Consider the following 19,577-nt stretch of genomic DNA (forward strand, 5'->3'; position numbering starts at 1 on the left):
CCGGCGCCTGCTCCCCTAGGCTGGAGCCATGGTTGCTTACCGTCATCTTGGCAGCTCCGGCCTTCGCGTCACGGAGATCACCTACGGAAACTGGCTCACTCACGGCTCGCAGGTCGAGGCCGACACTGCGACGCAGTGCGTCCGCACGGCCCTGGACCTGGGCATCACGACCTTCGACACCGCTGACACCTACGCCAACACCAAGGCCGAGGAGGTGCTGGGCAAGGCGCTGGCCGGCACGCGCCGTGACGGCGTGGAGATCTTCACCAAGGTCTACTTCCCGATCCAGGACAAGGGCGCCAACGACTCCGGGCTGTCGCGCAAGCACATCCTGCGCGGCATCGAGGGATCGCTCAGGCGCCTGGGCACCGACTACGTGGACCTCCTCCAGGCCCACCGCTACGACGACGCCACGCCGCTGGAGGAGACGATGCAGGCCTTCGCCGACGTCGTGCGCTCGGGCAAGGCCCTGTACATCGGCGTCTCGGAGTGGACCGCCGAGCAGATCCGCGCCGGTCAGGAGCTGGCCACCCAGATGGGCTTCCGCCTGGTGTCCAACCAGCCGCAGTACTCGATGCTGTGGCGTGTCATCGAGGACAAGGTCGTGCCCGCCTCAGAGGAGCTCGGCATGGGGCAGGTCGTGTGGTCCCCGATGGCTGAGGGCGTGCTGTCCGGCAAGTACCTGCCCGGTCAGCAGCCTCCGGCCGGCTCGCGCGCCACGGACGAGCGCGGCGGCAAGGACATGATCGCAGGCTGGATGCGGGACGAGGTGCTCACCGCGGTCCAGCGCCTGCGTCCGATCGCGCAGGAGGCTGGCCTGACCATGCCGCAGCTGGCGATCGCGTGGGTCCTGCAGAACCCGAACGTCTCGGCTGCCCTGGTGGGTGCCTCCCGGCCCCAGCAGCTGGAGGAGAACGTCAAGGCCTCGGGCGTGCGGCTGGACGCGGACATGATGGCCGCGATCGACCAGGCCCTGGGCGACGTCGTCGAGCGTGACCCCTCCCTGACCCGGTCCCCCTCACGCAAGGCTGATGAGGAGCTGCGCTGACCTGTGACGCGAGCGGGTAGCTTTGCGCCCGAGCGAGGAGCCTGGCGTTCTTCACTCGGAGGCAAAGCTACCCGTTCGGCTCGTCAACGCCTGCGCTGCGGCCAGGGCGAGCACGACCGCGCCGGCGGCCACGGCTGGCAGGTTGGCGTGGTGGAGGTTGGCCCCGAGCGCACCCGTGACCACCGAGCCGAGGGAGACGCCCAGGACGTTGCAGGTCGCTGCCAGCGTCATCAGGCTCGTGACCCGTCCGGACACGGCCACGGCCTCGACGCGCGTGTAGGAAGTCGCCAGGACCGTACCCACACCCGCTCCCATGAGGAGGATCATCGCCAGGGTCAGCGCAGTGCCGGGAACCGTCGTGAGCACGGCGGAGCAGACGAGCACCAGGCCCCCACCCAGCGCGGTCCTGGCCAGGACGCCGCTGCGCAGGGAGGGCGCGACCATACCGGCCAGCGCCGAGGTGACCCCCATCGAGCCGTAGACCGGGCCGGTCAGTCCTGGGGTCCCGTGAGCCGTGTGCACGGCGGTCAGAGCCGTCTGGGTGGCACCAAAGACCACGCCCACCGCGGCGATCGTGGCCAGCACCGGGGCCAGCGCCGCCCACGGTGCACGCGCCTGCTCCTGCGTGGAGCCGGTACCGCCGTCGTCCTGGCGCGGACGAGACAGCGCCGGGCGGCGGGCGAGCCACAGGGCGAAGGCTCCTTCACCCATCACCGTGAGGACGAGCAGGGACAGGGCCGCCCCCTCGGCCCCGAGCAGCGTCACCAGCGCCCCAGCCGCGACCGGGCCGACGACGAAGCTCGTCTCGTCCGCGGCCGTCTCGAAGCCCAGACCGAGCCGGATCGTACGCAGTGCGCGAGCGGGTACGTCGTCGGCGCGAGCGATGGCCGACCAGCAGGCACGCGCGATCGAGCCTGCCTGAGGGTTGGCGAGTCCTAGGAGGGCAGCGAAGGCCAGGATCAGTGCGCCGGGCGGGTCCGCGTGCAGGCAGGCGAGAACCCCGGCCAGGGCCAGTGACTGCACCACGAGGGCGCAGGCGAGCACGCGCACCGCACCGACCCGGTCCACGAGGCGTCCGACGACCGGGGCCCCCGCGGCTGTTCCCAGGCCCACGGCGGCGACGGTCGAGCCGGCCAGGGCCAGGCCTCGGCCGGAGGCGGAGACGATGAGGAGCATGCCCAGCTGGTTCATGGCAGCGGGCAGACGGCCGAGGAAGCCCAGGACGAGGAAGGAGCCGCCGGCGGCCTGTGCCAGGGCGCGCAGGGGCGGCGGGGTCGGTTGGTCGGGTGCAGGCGGCTGCGCGCCAGGCACCTGAGCGGGGGTGGCTGAGCTGGTCACGTGTGCTCCCGGGGTCGACGACGTCGGACTACCAGCCCGACCCCACAGGTAGCCTCGTCTCCCGCTCACACGCTCTGTGGCGCGCCGCTATGGTACCCGCTCAGCGCGGACGACGCATGGTCGCCAGCGCCCGGTTGATACGGCCCGGCCACGCCGGGCCGTTGTAGATGAAGGCGGTGTAGGCCTGGAGCAGGTCCGCTCCGGCGTCGAGCATGAGCTCGGCGTCCATGATCGAGGAGATCCCGCCCACGCCGATGATAGTCGGGCCCTCGCCCAGGCGCGCGCGCAGCCGGCGTACGACCTCCAGGGACCGCGGCAGCAGAGGCGCCCCGGACAGACCTCCCTCCCCCAGGTCGTGGTCGATGGTGGTGTTGGTGGCGACCACGCCGTCCAGGCCCATGTCGGTCACGAGGTCGGCGACGGCGTCGACGTCCTCGTCGGCCAGGTCCGGGGCGATCTTGACCAGGAGGGGCACGTGACGGTGGGCGGCGGCGTCGCCGGCCTCCCGCACGGCCTCAAGGATCGGCCGCAGGGACTCCACGTTCTGCAGGTCACGCAGACCCGGGGTGTTGGGGCTGGAGACGTTGACCACGAGGTAGTCGGCCCAGCGAGCCACCGCGGCCGCGGAGTAGCGGTAGTCCTCGACGGCGTCCTGAAGCGGGACCACCTTGGTCTTGCCGATGTTGGCACCGACGACGATGCTGCGCCCGCGCACCGTCGAGCGCAGCTCGCGCAGGCGGCGAGCAGCCTCGTCCGCGCCGGAGTTGTTGAAGCCCATCCTGTTGCGCACGGCGCGCGTAGCCGGGTACCGCCACATGCGAGGCCTGTCGTTACCGGGTTGGGCCTGGGCCGTGAAGGTGCCGACCTCGATGAAGCCGAAGCCGAGGGCGTCCATACCCTCCACGGCCTCGCCCTCCTTGTCCATACCGGCGGCCAGCCCCAGCACGCCGGGAACCGGGCGGGCGAAGGGCCCTCCCTGACCGGCTGAGGGCACGGGGATCGCGGGCCGGCGTCCCCAGGCCTGGCGCACGACGTCCCGTACGAAGGGCAGGCGACCGGTAACCGCGACGCCCTTGACGCAGACGTCGTGGATGACCTCGGGGTCAATGCGTGTCAGGACGGTCTTGTACAGCAGGTCGTAGAGCACGGGCCCAGGATAGCGGGGGCCACGGCGCTCGTGCGCGACGCCGGTGGGATACTGGCACGGTCACGAGCGAGGAGAGGTGAGAGACCGTCATGATCCTGGACATCGGGCTCAAGTCCGTCCGAGAGGACCCCGCAGCCGAGGACGGGTACCGCGTGCTGGTGGACCGCCTGTGGCCGCGCGGGGTGTCCAAGGAGCGCGCAGCGCTGGACGAGTGGTGCCAGGAGATCGCTCCGTCTGCCGACCTGCGTCGCGGCTTTCACCACGGCGAGATCAGCTGGGAGGAGTTCCAGGCGCGTTACCGCGCTGAGCTGGCCCAGCCCGAGCGTGCCGAGGCTGTAGCGCACCTGCGCGCGCTGGCCGAGCGCGGGCGCCTCACCCTCCTGTACGGCACGAAGGACGGGGACCAGCGCTCCAACGCGCCGGTGCTGCGCGAGGCGCTCCTCAGACGTTGAAGCCCAGCGCCCGCAGCTGCTCGCGGCCCTCGGGCGTGATCTTGTCCGGGCCCCACGGCGGCAGCCACACCCACTGGATGCGGACCTTGTCCACGATGTAGGCCAGGGCCTGGGCCGCCTGCTCCTCGATGACGTCGGTCAGCGGGCAGGCCGCCGTCGTCAGCGTCATGTCCAGCACCACGGTGCCGTCGGGCTCGATGGCGACGCCGTAGAGCAGACCGAGGTCGACGACGTTGATGCCCAGCTCGGGGTCGATGACGTCGCGCAGGGCCTCCTCGATGGCAGCGACGTCGACGTCGGAGAGCTGGGCCGGGGTGTGCTGGGCCGCCATGGGGTTGTCGGCCGCGTCAGCAGGTGCGGTGGTGGCCGGGCTGCCGGCCGGGTTCTCGGCTCCGGGCGCCGGGGCGCCGGTGGGCTCGCTCATACGGTCTCCTTGGGGTCGTGAGGACCGAGCCGGTCCTCGGCAGTCAGTGGTGAGGGAATGCGTCAGCTGGCTGGTGCGGAGTCGGCACCTACCTGCGGCAGGACGACGCCGGAGCGCGCCAGGGCGTCCTTGAGCGCCATCCAGCCCAGCAGTGCGCACTTGACGCGGTTGGGGTACTTCGAGACCCCCTCGAAGGCTGCTCCGTCCTCCAGGGCGTCGAGCACGGCCGCGTCCACGCCCTTGCCGCGCGAGTGCATGAGGGCGTCGAAGTCCGCCTCCAGGCGGGCCACCGTGGCCAGGTCCGCGCCGTCGACCAGGTCGTGCATGACTGAGATCGAGGCCTGGGAGATGGAGCAGCCCTCCCCCTCCCATCCCACGGCCGCGACGGTGCCGTCCACGACCTTGACGTCGAGGGTCACCTCGTCCCCGCACGTCGGGTTGACCTGGTGGGACCGACCGTCAGGAGCGTCGAGCGCGCCGGCACCGTGGCGCTCACGCGAGTGGTCGAGGATGACCTGCTGGTAGAGCTGGTCGAGGTCGTTCATGCTCACCTGCCAAAGTAGGAACGGACGGAGGACACCGCCTCGAGGAAGCGGTCAACCTCCTCGGCGGTGCTAGTCGGCCCGAAGGACACGCGTGAGGAGGCGTGTACCCCGAAGTGGGCGTGGATGGGCTGGGCACAGTGGTGGCCGGTGCGCACAGCCACCCCGGCAGCATCAAGCACCTGGCCGACGTCATGAGGGTGGACGCCCCCGACGACGAAGGGCACCACACCAAGACGGTCGCGGGTGTCAGTCGGTCCGAGCACGCGCACGCCGGGGACGTCCGCCAGGCCGTCGAGGAGGCGCTGGGTGAGCACCCGCTCACCGGCGTGCAGACGGTCCAGGCCCAGCCGTGACAGGTAGCCCACCGCCGTCGTCCAGGCCGCGGCCTGAGCCAGCGGCTGGCTGCCGGCCTCGAATCGAGCGGGACCGGACATGTAGGTCGAGGACTCCATCGAGACGACCTCGATCATCGACCCCCCGGTGAGCACCGGCGGCATCGCCTCCAGCAGGTCCTCGGTAGCCACCAGCGCACCGATGCCGGTCGGGCCGAGCATCTTGTGGCTGGACAGGACCATCGCGTCCACACCCGTGGCGGACAGCACTGCGAAGTCCAGCGGGACGTGGGCCGCGGACTGGCAGGTGTCCAGCAGGACCAGGGCGCCCACCGCCCTGGCCGCCGGCAGGACCGCCTCCAGCGGGGTCAGCGCCCCGATGACGTTGGAGGCGTGGGCCACGGCCACCACGCGGGTGCGCTCGGTGATGACGTCCACCGTCCCCAGGTCGATCCGGCCCTCGGGGGTCAGGTCCAGCCACCGCACAGTGGCACCCGTGCGCGCCGCCAGCTCCTGCCAGGGCACGAGGTTGGCGTGGTGCTCCGCGCGTGAGACGACGATCTCGTCGCCCGGGCCCAGGCGGAGCCTGGCCGAGGGGTCGTGGGCGTGCGCTGCCGCTCCCCCGCGCCCGGCCGGGCGTCCCAGGCTCGCGTGACCGATCGCCAGGGCCACGAGGTTGACCGCCTCGGTGGCGTTCTTGGTCAGGACCACCTGGCTGGCCCGCGCTCCCACGAAGGCGCCGACCGCCTCATGGGCCTCCTCCCAGGCGGCGGTCGCCTCGTCCGCGATCTGGTAGGTCGAGCGGCCCGCGGCGCCGTTGGACATCCGCAGGAACTCGGCCTCTCGCTCGATGACGCATGCCGGCTTCTGGCTGGTGGCTGCCCAGTCCAGGTAGGCCAGCGGCTCGCCTGAGCGCGCGGGGCGCGCCAGGTACGGGAAGTCCGCACGGACGGCGGCGAGCTCGTCAGCGGTCAGCGGCTGCGCCGTCGTCGCCTCTGCGGCAGTCGGCTGGGCGGTTGCAGGGTCAGTCATCAAGGAGCCTCACTTGAGGAAGCGGTCGTAGCCCTCGTTCTCCAGGCGCTCGGCCAGGTCCGGGCCGCCCTCCTCGGCCACGTGCCCGTCGACGAAGACGTGGACGTGGCTGGGCTTGATGTAGCGCAGGATCCGCGTGTAGTGCGTGATGAGGAGGAAGCCGGCGTCGGAGGTCTCGTGCAGGCGGTTGACGCCCTCGGAGACGATGCGCAGCGCGTCCACGTCCAGGCCGGAGTCGGTCTCGTCCAGGACGGCGAACCGGGGCTTGAGGAGCTCCATCTGGAGGATCTCGAAGCGCTTCTTCTCACCACCGGAGAAGCCGGCGTTGACGTCACGCTCGTTGAAGGCGGGGTCCATACGCAGCTTCTCCATCGCGCCGGAGACCTCGCTGACCCACTGGCGGACCTTGGGGGCCTGGCCGTCGATGGCGGTCTTGGCGGTGCGCAGGAAGTTGGCCACCGACACGCCGGGGACCTCGACCGGGTACTGCATGGCCAGGAACAGGCCGGCGCGGGCGCGCTCGTCCACGCTCATGTCCAGCAGGTTGACGCCGTCGAGCAGGACCTCACCGTCAGTGACCTCGTAGTCGGGGTGACCGGCGATGGAGTAGGCCAGGGTGGACTTTCCCGAGCCGTTGGGGCCCATGATGGCGTGGACCTCACCGGAGTCGACCGTGAGGTCGACGCCCTTGAGGATCGGCTTGGGGCCGTCGTTGGTGGCGACCTGGACGTGGAGGTTCTTGATCTGCAGGGTGCTCATGCTCGTGTGCTCTTCTGTTGCGGGTACGGGGTGGTCAGGTGCGGCTCAGGCCGTGGGAGCCTGCTCGCGGGCGGCGATGACGCCGGTGAGCTCCAGCTCCTTCTCGATGGCGCCCATGAGGGTCTCCTCGACCTCAGGCACGCCGATCTCGGCGACGATCTCGTTGAAGAAACCGAGTACCACCAGGCGCCGGGCCTCAGACTCGGGGATGCCGCGGGCACGCAGGTAGAACAGCTGGTGGTCGTCGAAGCGCCCGGTGGCCGAGGCGTGGCCGGCGCCCTCGATGTTGCCGTTCTCGATCTCCAGGTTGGGGATCGAGTCGGCCTTGGCGCCCTCGGTGAGCACCAGGTTGCGGTTGAGCTCGTAGGTGTCCGTGCCGCGGGCGGCAGCACCGATGAGGCAGTCCCCCACCCACACGGCGTGGGCGCCCTCGCCCTGCAGCGCACCCTTGTAGGTCACGCGGGAGTAGCAGTGCGGCTCGGTGTGGGCCACGTAGGGGCGGTGCTCCTGGTGCTGGCCGGCGTCGGTGAAGTAGACGCCGTAGGCCTCGGTACGCCCGCCCTCGCCGGAGAAGCCGAGGTCGGAGGAGACGCGCACGTCTCCTCCCAGGCTCACGACCACGTGCTTGAGGGTGCCACGCCCCTCCACGCGCACGCGGTGGTTGGAGGCGTGGACGGCGTCGTCGTCCCAGCCCTGGATCGTCACCAGGGTCAGCTCGGCCTCAGGGGCGACCACGACCTCCACGCCCTGGGTGTAGGCGGCGGTACCGGTGTGGTCGAGGACGACCGTGCCACGGCTGCCCTTCTCAGCGGTGATGAGCAGGTGGCCGGCGGCGGGGCGGGCGAAGCCCTCCTCGCCAGGCACCTCGTGCCCCGTCACGCTCACGCGCGCTGCGCGACCGAGCCGGGCGCCTGCCTGGAGGGTGACGGCGGTGGCGGTCTCGAACGCTGCCCAGGCGACGACGCCGGTGCGGTCCACCGGGGCGCCGACGGTTCCCAACCGCTCGTCGGTGCGCTCCAGGCTCTCCACGAGCACACCCTCGGGGGCGTCGACGGCGACGCTCACTGAGTCCGTCGCGGTTCCGGCGCGCACGGCCGCCAGGTCGAACAGCGGGCGGAAACGCTTCATGGGCGTGAAGCGCCACTCCTCCTCGCGCCCACGCGGCACCGGGATGTCGGCAGGGTCGAAGGAGGTAGGACGGTCCGCGCGCGAGGCGACGTACCGTCCCTGGGGCGCCGCGGCGCGCCCGTGGGAGTGGGCGCCGTCCAGGCTCGCCTGGGAGTGGTCAGTGGACAGGTCGGGCATTGGGTGCTCCTGTGCCGGTCTTCCGGCAGATCGAGTGGAATATGGTGTGCGTGAGGCGGGCTGCGCCGTCGGCCTCAGCCGACGGAGTTCTCCATCTGCAGCTCGATGAGGCGGTTGAGCTCCAGGGCGTACTCCATCGGCAGCTCGCGGGCGATGGGCTCGACGAAGCCTCGCACGATGGTGGCCATCGCCTCGGTCTCGGTCAGGCCGCGCTGCATGAGGTAGAAGAGCTGGTCCGCGCTCACCTTGGACACGGTGGCCTCGTGACCCATCTCGACGTCGTCGGTCCGTACGTCCACGTACGGGTAGGTGTCCGAGCGTGAGATCTCGTCGACCAGGAGCGCGTCGCACAGCACGTTGGACTTGGAGTGCCGTGCGTTCTTCATGACCTGGACCAGGCCGCGGTAGCCCGAGCGGCCTCCGTGGCGGGCCACGGACTTGGAGACGATGTGGCTGGAGGTGTGGGGCGCCATGTGCACCATCTTGGCGCCGGTGTCCTGGTGCTGGCCCTCGCCGGCGAAGGCGATGGACAGGGCCTCACCGCGGGCGTGCGGGCCCATGAGGTAGACGGCCGGGTACTTCATGTTGCGCTTGGAGCCGATGTTGCCGTCGACCCACTCCATGGTGGCGCCCTCGGCGCAGGTGGCGCGCTGGGTCACCAGGTTCCACACGTTGTTGGACCAGTTCTGGATGGTCGTGTAGCGAACGCGGGCGTTCTTCTTGACCACGATCTCCACGATCGCCGAGTGCAGGGAGTCGGTGGAGTAGATCGGTGCCGTGCAGCCCTCGACGTAGTGGACGTAGGAGTCCTCGTCGGCGATGATCAGCGTGCGCTCGAACTGGCCCATGTTCTCGGTGTTGATCCGGAAGTAGGCCTGCAGCGGGATCTCGACGTGGACGCCCTTGGGCACGTAGATGAAGGAGCCGCCGGACCACACCGCGGTGTTGAGAGCGGCGAACTTGTTGTCGCCGGCCGGCACCACCGAGCCGAAGTACTCCTGGACGAGCTCGGGGTACTCGCGCACCGCCGTGTCGGTGTCGACGAAGATGACGCCCTGCTTCTCCAGGTCCTCGCGGATCTGGTGGTAGACGACCTCTGACTCGTACTGGGCGGCTACACCAGCCACCAGACGCTCACGCTCGGCCTCGGGGATGCCGATGCGGTCGTAGGTGGTACGGATGTCCTCGGGCAGGTCGTCCCAGGAGCTGGCCGGCTTGTCGGTGGAGCGCACGTAGTACTTCACCGAGTCCATGTCCAGCTCGGACAGGTCCACGCCCCAGGTCGGCATGGGCTTGCGCTCGAAGATCTCGTAGGCCTTGAGCCGCTTGGCCAGCATCCACTCGGGCTCGCCCTTGATGGCGGAGATCTCCCGAACAACCTGCTCGTCAAGGCCGCGTTTGGCGTTGGCACCGGCCTCGTCGGAGTCGTGCCAGCCGAAGTCGTACTGCGTCGAGATCGAGTCGATGATCTCGTCGTCGGAGACGCGAGGCTTGTCGGTCGTCGGTGATGTCATCGGGTTCCTTCCGTTCGCTTGGCCCGGGGGCCTCGCGTGTCTGCTGCTGCTCGTGCCGCGCGCTTGCGCAGGACGGGCATCGCGATGGGGACGTGCGTGGTGCACACGTGGTCGCCGCCGGCGAGGGTAGCCAGACGCTGCACCGGTACTCCAATCAGGCGGGCGATGGCCTGGGTCTCGGCCTCGCACAACTCGCCGAACTGTCCGGCGACCTCGCGCACCGGGCAGTGGCCCTGGCACAGCTGGACGGCGAAGGAGCCGTCTCCCACGTCGCGGACGGTGGCGGCGTAGCCGTCCAGGGTCAGGGCGTCAGCCAGGGCGCGCGCACGGTCTGAGGGGTCCTTGCCCGCTGCCTCGACCACGGGCATGTAGCGGCGTTCGAGGTCGCGTCCGCGCACGGCCGCGAAGGAGTCGATCGCCTTGTCCCCGGCGACCTGCTGGAGGTAGGTCAGGGCACGTGTGGCGATATCTGAGTAGCCCTCGGCAAAGCTGGTCCTGGCCTTCGGGGTCGCCACGTAGTGGCGGGCAGGACGACCACGGCCACGCTTGCCGGAGGCCGCGGCGGCGTGGACCTGGATCTCGCCGGTCTCCTCCAGGGCGGTGAGGTGGCGGCGTACGGCTGCCGGGGTCAGGTCGAGGAGCCTGGCCAGATGGGCAGCGGAGACCGGCCCCTTCTCCACGATGAGGTCAAGGACCCTGGCCCGGGTTGAGTCGTCGTCGACCGTGTTCATGACCGTTCCTCCCCTCCTCGGACGGTAGGCCTAGGCCGGACGGCCTACGCACTGCCCCACTTTAACCAAGATCTGTCTTCCGATATTCGCTCGACGCGGCGATCAGCAGGTCTCAGCGCGTGGGATCCAGCACGTATATCGCTCAGAGGAGGGCCCTATACCCGGCCCGGCACAGCGACGACGACGGCGTCTACGGCGCCGCTCAGACCGTCGCCGCAGGCTCGAGCTCAGCGGTCTGCCGGGCTCGCCATGCTCAGCCCAGCGGTCGGCTCAGCAGCTCAACGTCCTTCCACAAGCGTGGCGTCGTGATCCCACCGATGAATCCGCCCCGGTCATCGAACTCAAAACCACCCAGACACCACTGCCCAAGGCGATCCTGGAACAACTGACCGGCATAGACGGTGTCAGGCGAGACATAGCGAGCATGAGCAATGTCCCAGGGACCCAAGGCGCTTTCTCCCTGGGCCACCCACACTCCGCCCGCACCCGGCACCGCCTGCATGTCCTGCCCGCAGGAGAACACCAGGTAGTGCTGACCATCAACACACCTGGACTGCATCACCTCAATCTGGCCGAACGGAACATCAGGGTGGCTCAGGGGCGGCAGCACCTCCCAGTGATCAAGATCGTCCGAGACCGCGTGCCCTACGACACCGCTGCGACGGATCTCTGCACCCTTGCCCCGTGCGGTGATGAGCATGTGCCAGCGCCCCTCGTGGCGGAAGACGTAGGGGTCTCGCCAGGCCTCGTCATAGGGGTAGGCAGGGTTCCACTTCTGGTACCACCGAGCGTCAGCGACTAGGGGCTCACTGGTGGCACGCTCGAAGACAACGCCGTCACACGAGTCCACCCAACCAATCCGTTGCACAGCACCGGCCTCGGCCCTGCTGATACCGGTGTAGAAGACTCGAATGCCTCCCTCTGGCTTCATCACTGCAGAGCCGGTCCAGATCGCCTTGTCGTCAAATGCCGGACCATCTGTGTGGACCACCGCGTCTGGCAACAAGACCCACTGCTGCAGGTCCGTCGAGACGGCGTGTCCCATCGAGGCGTTCTGGTGCCGACGCTCAGGATCGTGCAGGGCACGCGACGCCCGCAGAAAGAAGGCGTGATAACGCTCCCCGTCATCGAGGAACCAGTGGTCCCAGACCCAGTGGTCACGAAGCTGAAGACTCATGCGAACTCCTAAATTCTCATGCCGGAAAAGAGTGCAGGTCCCCCGTAGGAGCACAGAGGCTGCAGCGTATCGGTCTGGAAGCGGGTGCCGTCCCACTGCCCAACCCAGTAGACGTATGTCATGGGCAGACCGGCGCCGACGGCATCCATGCTCGAGGTCCAGGTCCACTCCGTCAGATTCGTCGAGACGTACACCGTGGCGTACTTCCTCCGCCCGATGACGCAGACCCACTCAGAGCGCTCCTCGTCCCAGACCACTTTCGGATCACGGAACCACTCGGCGTTGTCGATCTCCTCAGCACTGCGAGCCGTGCGACCGTCGGGGTTCATGATGACTGGCGTCTGGCGTCGAGTGAAGGAGATCCCGTCAGTCGACCAGTACAGGTACTGCTCCTGATACCGTCTTACTCCCCCGGTCGGCTGAGTAGCCAGCACGATCACCGCTCCACGTCCGTACCCGGCCGTACCGTCGACGTCGACCACGGCAGACCCGCTCCATACCGGAAAGCCAGGCTCAACAGGTATGGCCACGCGGTGGTCGGTGAAGGTGACAAGGTCCGTCGTCGTCGCAACATCCCAGCCGCCGTCACCGACGTTGGTCTGCGAGTGCAGGTAGTAGAGCAAGTTCTTGTCACCCAGACGGATCGGCCGTTGGCAGTCGCAGAGCCAGCCACTCGGCGCAGCCATGTGAAAGACCGCCCTTAGCCTCTCGTCAGAGGCAGGAGTCATGGCCTGGCACGGGGGATGAGCGATGAGGCTCATACCGCCTACGCCCGAGGCGCGAATGAGTGACCGGCGCGACATCACGAGATTCGTCCGGACATGAAGTGCGTGAAAACACGCATAGCCTCCCCCTTGAGACATCGTGGTCAATCACGAACGGCCTAGTCCCGCTTGAGGACTGAATCCCGCCGAACCGGTGGGCAGGAGACTCGCCTGGTGCCGTCGTGTGGCAGCGGTTCCTCACCGAGAAGTGCTCGCACCCCCGCTGCACCCAGCTCGTAGTGAGGCAGGGCCACCGTCGACAGCGGCGGGTGAAGGTGCCCGGCAATGACCTCTTGGTTGTCGAAGCCGACGACGGAGACGTCACGCGGGACAACCAGGCCCCGCTCCCGGAGACGGTCATACATCCCCATGGCCACGCGATCGTTGTGGCAGCACACACCCGTGACACCTGAGCTGATGACCTGATCGGCGATGGCGAACCCACCCTCCTGGTCAGGCTCCGTCTGCCAGATCAGCGCCTCGTCAACCGGGATATCCACATCGGTCAGGGCGCGGCGAAATCCCGCCAGGCGGCAGCTCTGGGCCGGCGACGCTGAGGTCGTGTTGACAAAGGCAATGCGCTGGTGACCAGCCTCTAGCAAAAGCCTGGCTGCCTCAGCTCCACCTTGCTCCTCATCAGGAACGACTGCAGGCAGCTGCCCCCGCTCGTCGTAGCAGTTGACAAGTACGGTGGAGACCTCATCCAACAAGGACGGCGGCAGCACTCGATGGTGGTACCAGCGAGAGTAGAGGATCCCTCGCACGTTGTACTGCAGCATCATCGAGATCGCCTGTTCCTCGGCCACAGCGTTGCCTTCGGTGTTTGCCACCAGTAGCACGTAGCCGCGTTTCCAAGCCTCTTCCTGTGCTCCCCGCACAATCTGCCCGGCGAAGGGCGTCGAGGCGATCGAGTCAGCGACAATGCCGATGAATGGGCTCCTGCCCTTCACCAGGGTCTTCGCCAGTGCGTTAGGTCGATACCCCAGAGCCTCGACCGCTGCGAGGACCCGGTGCCGAGCATCCTCGCCGATGCGCGCGCCTGGCTTGCGGTTGACCACGTGCGAGACGGTGGTCACCGACACTCCTGCCGCCTCGGCCACCTGCCTCATCGTCACCCGGCTGTCGCCGTCAGAGTGGGTCGGCATCGTCATCCCTTCGTTGAACCGCTTTCCAGACCGTAGATCATCGCCTTGTTCAGTGCGAGGAAGACGAGCAGCAAAGGTGTCACGGTGACCGCGACCGCCGCGAAGGTAGCCGTCCAGTCCGTCTTGCCCATATTGCCGATGTAGTTCTGCAGTCCCAGCGGGATCGTCTTGAGGCCTTCGGTCAGCACGAAGGTGTTGGCAAAGACGAACTCGTTCCAGATGAAGATCGCATTGACCATCACCACTGTGATCACAGTGTTAAGAGACATCGGGACAGTGATCGCCATGAAGATTCGATACGGTCCAGCACCGTCAATCGACGCCGCCTCATAGATCTCACGTGGGATGTAGCTGAAAAAGGAGATGAAGAGGAACAAGGACATCGGCAGGGCAAAACCTGCCAGGGGAATGATGATCGCCAGGTGTGTGTCAAGCAGTCCGATATTCGAGTAGTCGATGAACAACGGCACGAGAGCGATCTGGACCGGCACCACGATCCCCATGAGAAAGACCGAACGAACGACCTTGGCACCCCGAAAACCAAGGACCTGGATGGCGTAGGCCCCCGTCATCCCGCACACGGTGATCAAGGCACAGGCTCCCGCCGTGACAATGGCACTGTTCGCGATGTAGGTCGGAATCTGTCCCTGCTCAAAAGCCCGGGTGAAGTTGTCAAGCGTGAAGGAACCAGGCAGACCAAACGGGCTGGAGGAGGCGAAGTCCTCTGGGCAGCGCACCGACGTCAGGATCAGCCAGATGAGGGGATAGACCTGGATCACGAGCACAGCGCCAAGTAGCACCCGGTAGATGATCTGGGCGGTACGAAGACGCCGATGACGCCGTGGGCCAGCCGAGGTCGCTCCAGGACGCAACCGGGAGGACGATACTGCGGTACTCATGATCAGGACTCCCTTCGACGAGCCAGCATGAAGATGAGGCCGACAGCGACCAGGCACTCAATCACGATGAAGACCGAGATGGCAGACGCGTAGCCGTAATTCGTACTGACGAATGCCGTCTTGTACATGTATGTCGTGACCAGCTCCGAGGCCTGCCCCGGGCCTCCGTTGGTCAGCAGGTAGGGGATGTCAAACCCTCGGAGGCCATATGTCACAACCATGACCATGGTCGTAACCCACACCGGGCGTATGTGCGGGAACCGGATCTTGATGAACACCTGCCATGGATTGGCCCCGTCCAGGGCCGCGGCCTCTTCCAGCTCCTTGGGAACAGACAGCAGCGCGGCGTACAGGATGATCGTGTAGAGACCAAGAAATCGCCATCCTTCTGGCACAGAGACCGCCGCCAGCACGGTATGGACGTCCGAGAGCCAGGGCCTGGCAAGACCGCCCAGGCCCACCACCTCCAGAAGCGAGTTGACCAGCCCAGTCGGGTCGTAGGAATAGATCCGTTGGAAAAGCAGGGCGATAGCCGTCGTCGAGATCACCGCAGGCATGAGGTAGAAGACCTTGAGCGTCTCCCGCCCTCGCGTGATCGTCAGGAGCAAGCAGGCAATTGCGAGGCCGGCACCCATCTGGATCACGACGCAGATCAGGAGATAGATCAGCTGATTGACGAAGGCTTTCCAGAAGGTCGGATCACCACCGAGCATCTTCGCATAGTTGTCGATCCCGACGAACTGCATCTCGGTGATTCCGTCCCAGCGGAAGAAGCTGAGGAACAGAGACTGGAAGATCGGCAGCAGCACGCCGCCGCCAAACAGCAGGACAGGTGGAAGCAGAAAGACAATGACAGACAGTCGTGAGCGATAAGGAAGCATCATGCCTTCTCAAGATTCATGGGGCTCAGTGGCCCGGCAGCCCGGAATCCGTCTGCCGGGCCACGTCGTCACTCACTGAAGTAGGCGGAGGCGTTCTCAGTGAGCGCCGCGTCCATCGTGGCGAGGAAGTCCTCGACGCTCAGGTCCCCCTGGACGAGCAGCACCTGCTCCTGGGAGATCTTGGTATTTGTCGTCGGATCAAGCTGGGTGTCCCACGGCATCAGGACCTGTCCATCGATCTTGCCCGCCTCATCGATCGCCTGCTGGTAGATCGGCAGCGCATTGTCCGGGATCACGGGCTCGACTGTTGTCGGACCGAGCAGGCCCGTCTGCGCATACATCTGGGGGTACTTCTCCAAGGCGAAACGGAGGAAGTCGTGAATGAGCGGGTCGTAGGTGGCAGCGTTGACAGCGAGACCGATTCCTGAGGGAGCGACGTACTCGTTCGGCCCTGTCTTGCCGTCCTTGACAGTCGGGAGCGTGAAGTAGCCGATCTGGTCCTGGAGATCCTCGGGCAGCTCCGTCGTAGCCAGACTGGGTAGCTCCCAGGTCCCCATGTTGTAGATCGCAGCCTTACCCGAGGTAAAGAGATTCTGCGCATCGGTATACCCCACCGAGGAGAAGCCTTCCTGGAAGGCCCCAGCAGCCCCCAAGTCATGGAGCCACTGAGCCGTGGCACGCCCGGGCTCGTCAGAGAACGTCGCCTCGCCCTTCTTCAGCTTCTTGATGTAGTCCGCTCCTTCCAGGCGGAAAGGCTGATAAGCCACGTATCGCTCCAGCGTCCAGCCATCGAGGCCGTCCAGCGCGATAGGTACCACTCCGGTCGCGGCAAGCTTGCGGCACAGCTCAGGGAACTCATCCAACGAGCCGGGAACCTCCACGCCTGCGGCCTCGAAGAGCGCCTTGTTGTACCAGAACACCTCGATCCCGTACTCCAGCGGCAGCATGTAGAGCGAGCCGTCGTCAAAGCGCTGGTAGTCAAGCGCTGCGGGCCGGTAGGTGTCCGCGATACCCAGGTTGTCGAGCAGGTCCTCGATATTGACCATCCGGTTCTGTCGAGCGAGCTTCTGGGCAAACGGCGTGGCGTCGGTATCGAAGAACTCGGGCAGCTGGTTGGCAGCGGCCAAGGTCTCATACTTCTGGATGTACGAGGGCCTGTCTGGCGTCGTGATAAAGGTCAGCTTGAAGCCCTCATGCTCTTTGGCGTACTCCTGAGCAATCGTCTGCATCGTGTTGATCACCGCACCATTGGCGGCACGCGACAACAGCCAGGACACCTCTCGCGGCTTGATCTCTCCCTCCGGATCGATCGCTACCGCCGAGGACGGGGCGGCGGCGCCCCGCTTTCCGCCACAGGCACCGAGCAGCGGTGCCGCCAGCGCGGCGGCACTGAGGACCAGAAACTGTGAACGCTTGATCTGCATGGTCTTTCTCCTTTGAAAGGTGTCTGAGAATCGTGGTCAAGAACAGGTCAGGACATCGAGGGAACGGATGACGAGGCTGCCATCGAGCACCGCCACACCGAGGCGACCGCTGGGATGGTCGTAGACGCTGGTCGACAGGCACACCTGGTCGTCCAGGCAGCACTGGAGCAGCTCGCCGTGCATAATGAGGTCGAGGTGCGCGCGGCCGGCGCTGAGGTCAACGGGGCGCTCCATCTCGATGAAGTGCGGCTGATCGCCTGCTACGTGCCACTGCTCGGTCCCAGGCTCGCGACGAGGCCAGCGGTCGAGCACCATACGTGACTGGGACGGCTCCAGGCGCAGTACGTACCCCTCCTCTCCACACTCATCAGTGCGTAGGAGGACTGAGACCTCACGAGCGCCCTCCTCCCAGGCAAGATCAAGAGACACACGCGCCGGATCAGGCAGACAGCCAGTCAGGATCCGTGCCGAGTAGCCCGTCCTCGATTCCAGCCGTACCGGTTCGTGATCGACGTCCAGAGGCCGAGCGAAAGCCCCAAGGACTTCCTCAGGTAGTCGTAGTGCCAGGCTGCCATCAGGATTCTGCACGGCCTCCAGCGCAGCCATCGTGCCCGCCCACAGCCACGGCCCGCTGTCGGTCTCCCCCTCTCGCGAGGCGATCCACCCGAAGAAGAGCCTTCGCCCGTGCCACTGGACGGACTTCGCAGCATAGAAGGCCCTGCCGTCAATCGTGTCGCGCTCAGGCGCCGACCACGGGCCCTCGGGCGATCTGGCAACGCGGTAGCGTGTCGTGAACCGGTCGGAGAACTCGGAGTAGACCAGGTACCACCACTGGCCGATCCGAAAGACCTCCGGGCACTCCTGTGTGATGAAACGGTGCGGATCCCACAAGGGCTCCTGGATCTGCCAGCACCTGAGGTCCTCGCTGGTCAGACGTGCCACGACCCCACGACGACGATCAGGTCCGTCCCGGTGCCGTGCAGCAAGGATCATCGTCCAGCCTTGCCCCCCTGGGGTGCGGTACACATAGGGGTCACGCCAGTCGGCAGGGTCGTAACCTTCTGGCGCACCGAAGGTGTCCTGAGGCTGCTTGTCCCATGAGCGTGCATCAGTACTCGTGGCGTGAGCAACAAGCTGGAGAGAACGCCCGCTGGGCGCTAGGGCCTGAGGGTTGTTCGCCGTATAGAAGAGGTGGAACACCCCTTCGTCATCCCTCACGATGCTGCCGGTGTAGGCGTTGAAGTCCTCATCCTCAACACCGCCAGCAGGCAGCGCCTCACCCCGGTCTTCGTAGTGGACAAGATCATGGGTTACAGCCAGGTTCCACGGTGTACCCGGCTTAGGGGTCATGCGGCGCTCGCACAGATAGTAAAGACGAATCTCGTCGCCGTCGGTGAAGGGGATGACGTCTCCCACCCAGTGGGGACTGGGACGGAAGTAGAGATCTGAAGTCATGTCACTTCCTCGTGATCAATCGCTTAACCAAAGAATAGAAGGTCTCTTGACTTCTGGTCAAGCGTTTAACCATGACCTACGCCACATCTATCGCCGAAGTACTGACCGTGCGACACGTCAGTACAACGCGTGATCGCGTGATCTGGGTGTGGACGGGCCTGTCAGGCCCGTCCACACCCAGATCACGCGATCACATCAGCCGCAGGCTCGAGCTCAGCGGTCTGCCGGGCTCGGCGACGGCACCCTGTCTCAGCGCTTGGCAGTCACCCGCGTGAGCCGTACCTCGTTCCATGGCAGCGGGTCAGGGATCACCCCACGGAAGATCCCGTCCTCCCCGTCGTCGAAGCCGGTGAAGGCCCACTGGCCCTCCGCCATCTCGAAGACCTGGCCGGCGTACAGGTGCGTGGGCTCGATGTAGCGGGCACCGTCCACGTCCCACGGCCCCAAGGGCCCCTCACCCTCGGCGACCCACACCGTTCCGTCACACGGAGCGGCCTGCATGTCACGCCCGCAGGAGAAGACCAGCAGGTGCTTACCGTCGACGAATCGTGACTGACTGACCTCTAGCTGACCGAACTGACTGGGCTCGGTCAACGGCTCGAGCACCTCCCAGTGGTCCAGGTCGTCAGACACCGCGTGACCGATCACACCAGCGTGAAGACGATCCACACCGGCACGACGCGCCGTGACCAGCATGTGCCACCGCCCCTCGTGACGGAAGACGTATGGGTCCCTCCACGGCTCGTCCCAGGGATAGGAGGGGTTCCACTTCTCGTACCAGCGGCTGTCGGCCTCAACAGGCTCGGCGCAGGTACGGGTAAAGGTCACTCCGTCCTCAGAGTCGGCCCAGCCAACTCGCTGAACCATCCCTCCTTCGCGACGGGAGATCCCGGTATAGAAGAGCCGAAGCGTGCCGTCATCCTTGGTGACCGCGGAACCTGTCCAGGTTGCCTGATCGTCGAAGGCCGGTCCGTCGGAGTGGACGAGGGAGTCTGGAAGCAGGGTCCAGGCACGCGCGTCCGTGGATACCGCGTGACCGATCGAGGCCCGCCAGTGACGCCGGTCGGGGTTGTGCAGCGCCTTGGAGGCACGCAGGAAGAACAGGTGGTGCTGCCCGCCGTGACGAACGATCCAGTGGTCCCACATCCAGTGGTCCGCAAGGGTAAGCGCCATATCACTCGCCTTATCTCAGGTACAGGGTCACT

Annotated in this window: 19 protein-coding genes; 2 read left to right on the forward strand and 17 right to left on the reverse strand. The window is 66.7% G+C overall.

The genetic code is table 11. The features are described from left to right. Positions 1 to 28: 28 nt before the first annotated feature. A complete protein-coding gene (locus HRL51_RS06980; RefSeq protein WP_172193416.1) occupies positions 29 to 1,048 on the forward strand; it encodes an aldo/keto reductase family protein in 1,020 nt (339 codons plus the stop codon). Positions 1,049 to 1,099: 51 nt separating this feature from the next. Here HRL51_RS06980 and HRL51_RS06985 read toward each other — a convergent pair whose 3' ends face one another. Continuing rightward, positions 1,100 to 2,386, reverse strand: a complete 1,287-nt coding sequence (locus HRL51_RS06985) for an MFS transporter (RefSeq protein ID WP_244960125.1) — start codon at positions 2,384 to 2,386, stop codon at positions 1,100 to 1,102. 100 nt (positions 2,387 to 2,486) lie between these two features. Next, a complete protein-coding gene (locus tag HRL51_RS06990) occupies positions 2,487 to 3,533 on the reverse strand; it encodes a quinone-dependent dihydroorotate dehydrogenase (RefSeq protein ID WP_172193414.1) in 1,047 nt (348 codons plus the stop codon). 89 nt (positions 3,534 to 3,622) lie between these two features. Here HRL51_RS06990 and HRL51_RS06995 point away from each other — a divergent pair, with 89 nt between their 5' ends. Further along, a complete protein-coding gene (locus HRL51_RS06995; protein ID WP_172121277.1) occupies positions 3,623 to 3,985 on the forward strand; it encodes a DUF488 domain-containing protein in 363 nt (120 codons plus the stop codon). Here HRL51_RS06995 and HRL51_RS07000 read toward each other — a convergent pair. The 15 genes from HRL51_RS07000 to HRL51_RS07070 all read right to left on the reverse strand — a co-directional run bounded on the left by HRL51_RS07000 (position 3,975) and on the right by HRL51_RS07070 (position 19,545). Further along, positions 3,975 to 4,409: a metal-sulfur cluster assembly factor gene (locus tag HRL51_RS07000; RefSeq protein ID WP_172121276.1), complete on the reverse strand. Its 435-nt coding sequence runs from the start codon at positions 4,407 to 4,409 to the stop codon at positions 3,975 to 3,977. The two genes, HRL51_RS06995 and HRL51_RS07000, sit on opposite strands and share 11 nt — an antisense overlap. Positions 4,410 to 4,471: 62 nt before the next feature. After that, positions 4,472 to 4,954: a Fe-S cluster assembly sulfur transfer protein SufU gene (gene sufU / locus HRL51_RS07005; RefSeq protein WP_172193412.1), complete on the reverse strand. Its 483-nt coding sequence runs from the start codon at positions 4,952 to 4,954 to the stop codon at positions 4,472 to 4,474. A 2-nt stretch (positions 4,955 to 4,956) separates the two neighbouring features. Continuing rightward, positions 4,957 to 6,318 carry an aminotransferase class V-fold PLP-dependent enzyme gene (locus HRL51_RS07010; RefSeq protein WP_172193411.1) on the reverse strand — a complete coding sequence of 454 codons (1,362 nt, stop codon included), beginning with the start codon at positions 6,316 to 6,318 and terminating at the stop codon, positions 4,957 to 4,959. A 9-nt stretch (positions 6,319 to 6,327) separates the two neighbouring features. Further along, entirely contained in the window at positions 6,328 to 7,077 is a 750-nt protein-coding gene (sufC, locus tag HRL51_RS07015; protein ID WP_172121273.1) for a Fe-S cluster assembly ATPase SufC, read from the reverse strand. A gap of 45 nt (positions 7,078 to 7,122) precedes the next feature. After that, positions 7,123 to 8,382: a Fe-S cluster assembly protein SufD gene (gene sufD, locus HRL51_RS07020; RefSeq protein WP_172121272.1), complete on the reverse strand. Its 1,260-nt coding sequence runs from the start codon at positions 8,380 to 8,382 to the stop codon at positions 7,123 to 7,125. A gap of 74 nt (positions 8,383 to 8,456) precedes the next feature. Continuing rightward, on the reverse strand, positions 8,457 to 9,896 hold the full coding sequence (gene sufB / locus HRL51_RS07025) for a Fe-S cluster assembly protein SufB (RefSeq protein ID WP_172121271.1): 1,440 nt from the start codon (positions 9,894 to 9,896) through the stop codon (positions 8,457 to 8,459). Next, positions 9,893 to 10,627 (reverse strand): helix-turn-helix transcriptional regulator, encoded by a 735-nt coding sequence (locus tag HRL51_RS07030; protein ID WP_172193409.1) that lies wholly within the window; start codon positions 10,625 to 10,627, stop codon positions 9,893 to 9,895. The genes sufB and HRL51_RS07030 overlap by 4 nt, the downstream gene beginning before the upstream one ends. A gap of 253 nt (positions 10,628 to 10,880) precedes the next feature. After that, on the reverse strand, positions 10,881 to 11,804 hold the full coding sequence (locus HRL51_RS07035) for a glycoside hydrolase family protein (RefSeq protein WP_172121269.1): 924 nt from the start codon (positions 11,802 to 11,804) through the stop codon (positions 10,881 to 10,883). Between the two features lie 8 nt (positions 11,805 to 11,812). Continuing rightward, positions 11,813 to 12,490, reverse strand: coding sequence for a glycoside hydrolase family protein (locus tag HRL51_RS07040; protein ID WP_235954483.1), 678 nt, complete (start codon positions 12,488 to 12,490; stop codon positions 11,813 to 11,815). A gap of 197 nt (positions 12,491 to 12,687) precedes the next feature. Beyond that, the gene (locus tag HRL51_RS07045; RefSeq protein ID WP_235954482.1) at positions 12,688 to 13,713 is read right to left on the reverse strand and encodes a LacI family DNA-binding transcriptional regulator; all 1,026 of its coding nucleotides are present in this window, start codon (positions 13,711 to 13,713) and stop codon (positions 12,688 to 12,690) included. A gap of 2 nt (positions 13,714 to 13,715) precedes the next feature. Further along, positions 13,716 to 14,612 (reverse strand): carbohydrate ABC transporter permease, encoded by an 897-nt coding sequence (locus HRL51_RS07050; protein WP_172193408.1) that lies wholly within the window; start codon positions 14,610 to 14,612, stop codon positions 13,716 to 13,718. Between the two features lie 2 nt (positions 14,613 to 14,614). Next, positions 14,615 to 15,496 carry a carbohydrate ABC transporter permease gene (locus tag HRL51_RS07055; RefSeq protein ID WP_235954481.1) on the reverse strand — a complete coding sequence of 294 codons (882 nt, stop codon included), beginning with the start codon at positions 15,494 to 15,496 and terminating at the stop codon, positions 14,615 to 14,617. Positions 15,497 to 15,561: 65 nt separating this feature from the next. Then, a complete protein-coding gene (locus tag HRL51_RS07060) occupies positions 15,562 to 16,917 on the reverse strand; it encodes an ABC transporter substrate-binding protein (protein WP_172193406.1) in 1,356 nt (451 codons plus the stop codon). 36 nt (positions 16,918 to 16,953) lie between these two features. Next, entirely contained in the window at positions 16,954 to 18,372 is a 1,419-nt protein-coding gene (locus HRL51_RS07065; RefSeq protein WP_172121264.1) for a glycoside hydrolase family protein, read from the reverse strand. A 249-nt stretch (positions 18,373 to 18,621) separates the two neighbouring features. Next, the gene (locus HRL51_RS07070) at positions 18,622 to 19,545 is read right to left on the reverse strand and encodes a glycoside hydrolase family protein (protein WP_172193404.1); all 924 of its coding nucleotides are present in this window, start codon (positions 19,543 to 19,545) and stop codon (positions 18,622 to 18,624) included. Between the last annotated feature and the right edge of the window lie 32 nt (positions 19,546 to 19,577).

This window comes from Actinomyces faecalis (assembly GCF_013184985.2).
GTDB lineage: Bacteria > Actinomycetota > Actinomycetes > Actinomycetales > Actinomycetaceae > Actinomyces > Actinomyces faecalis.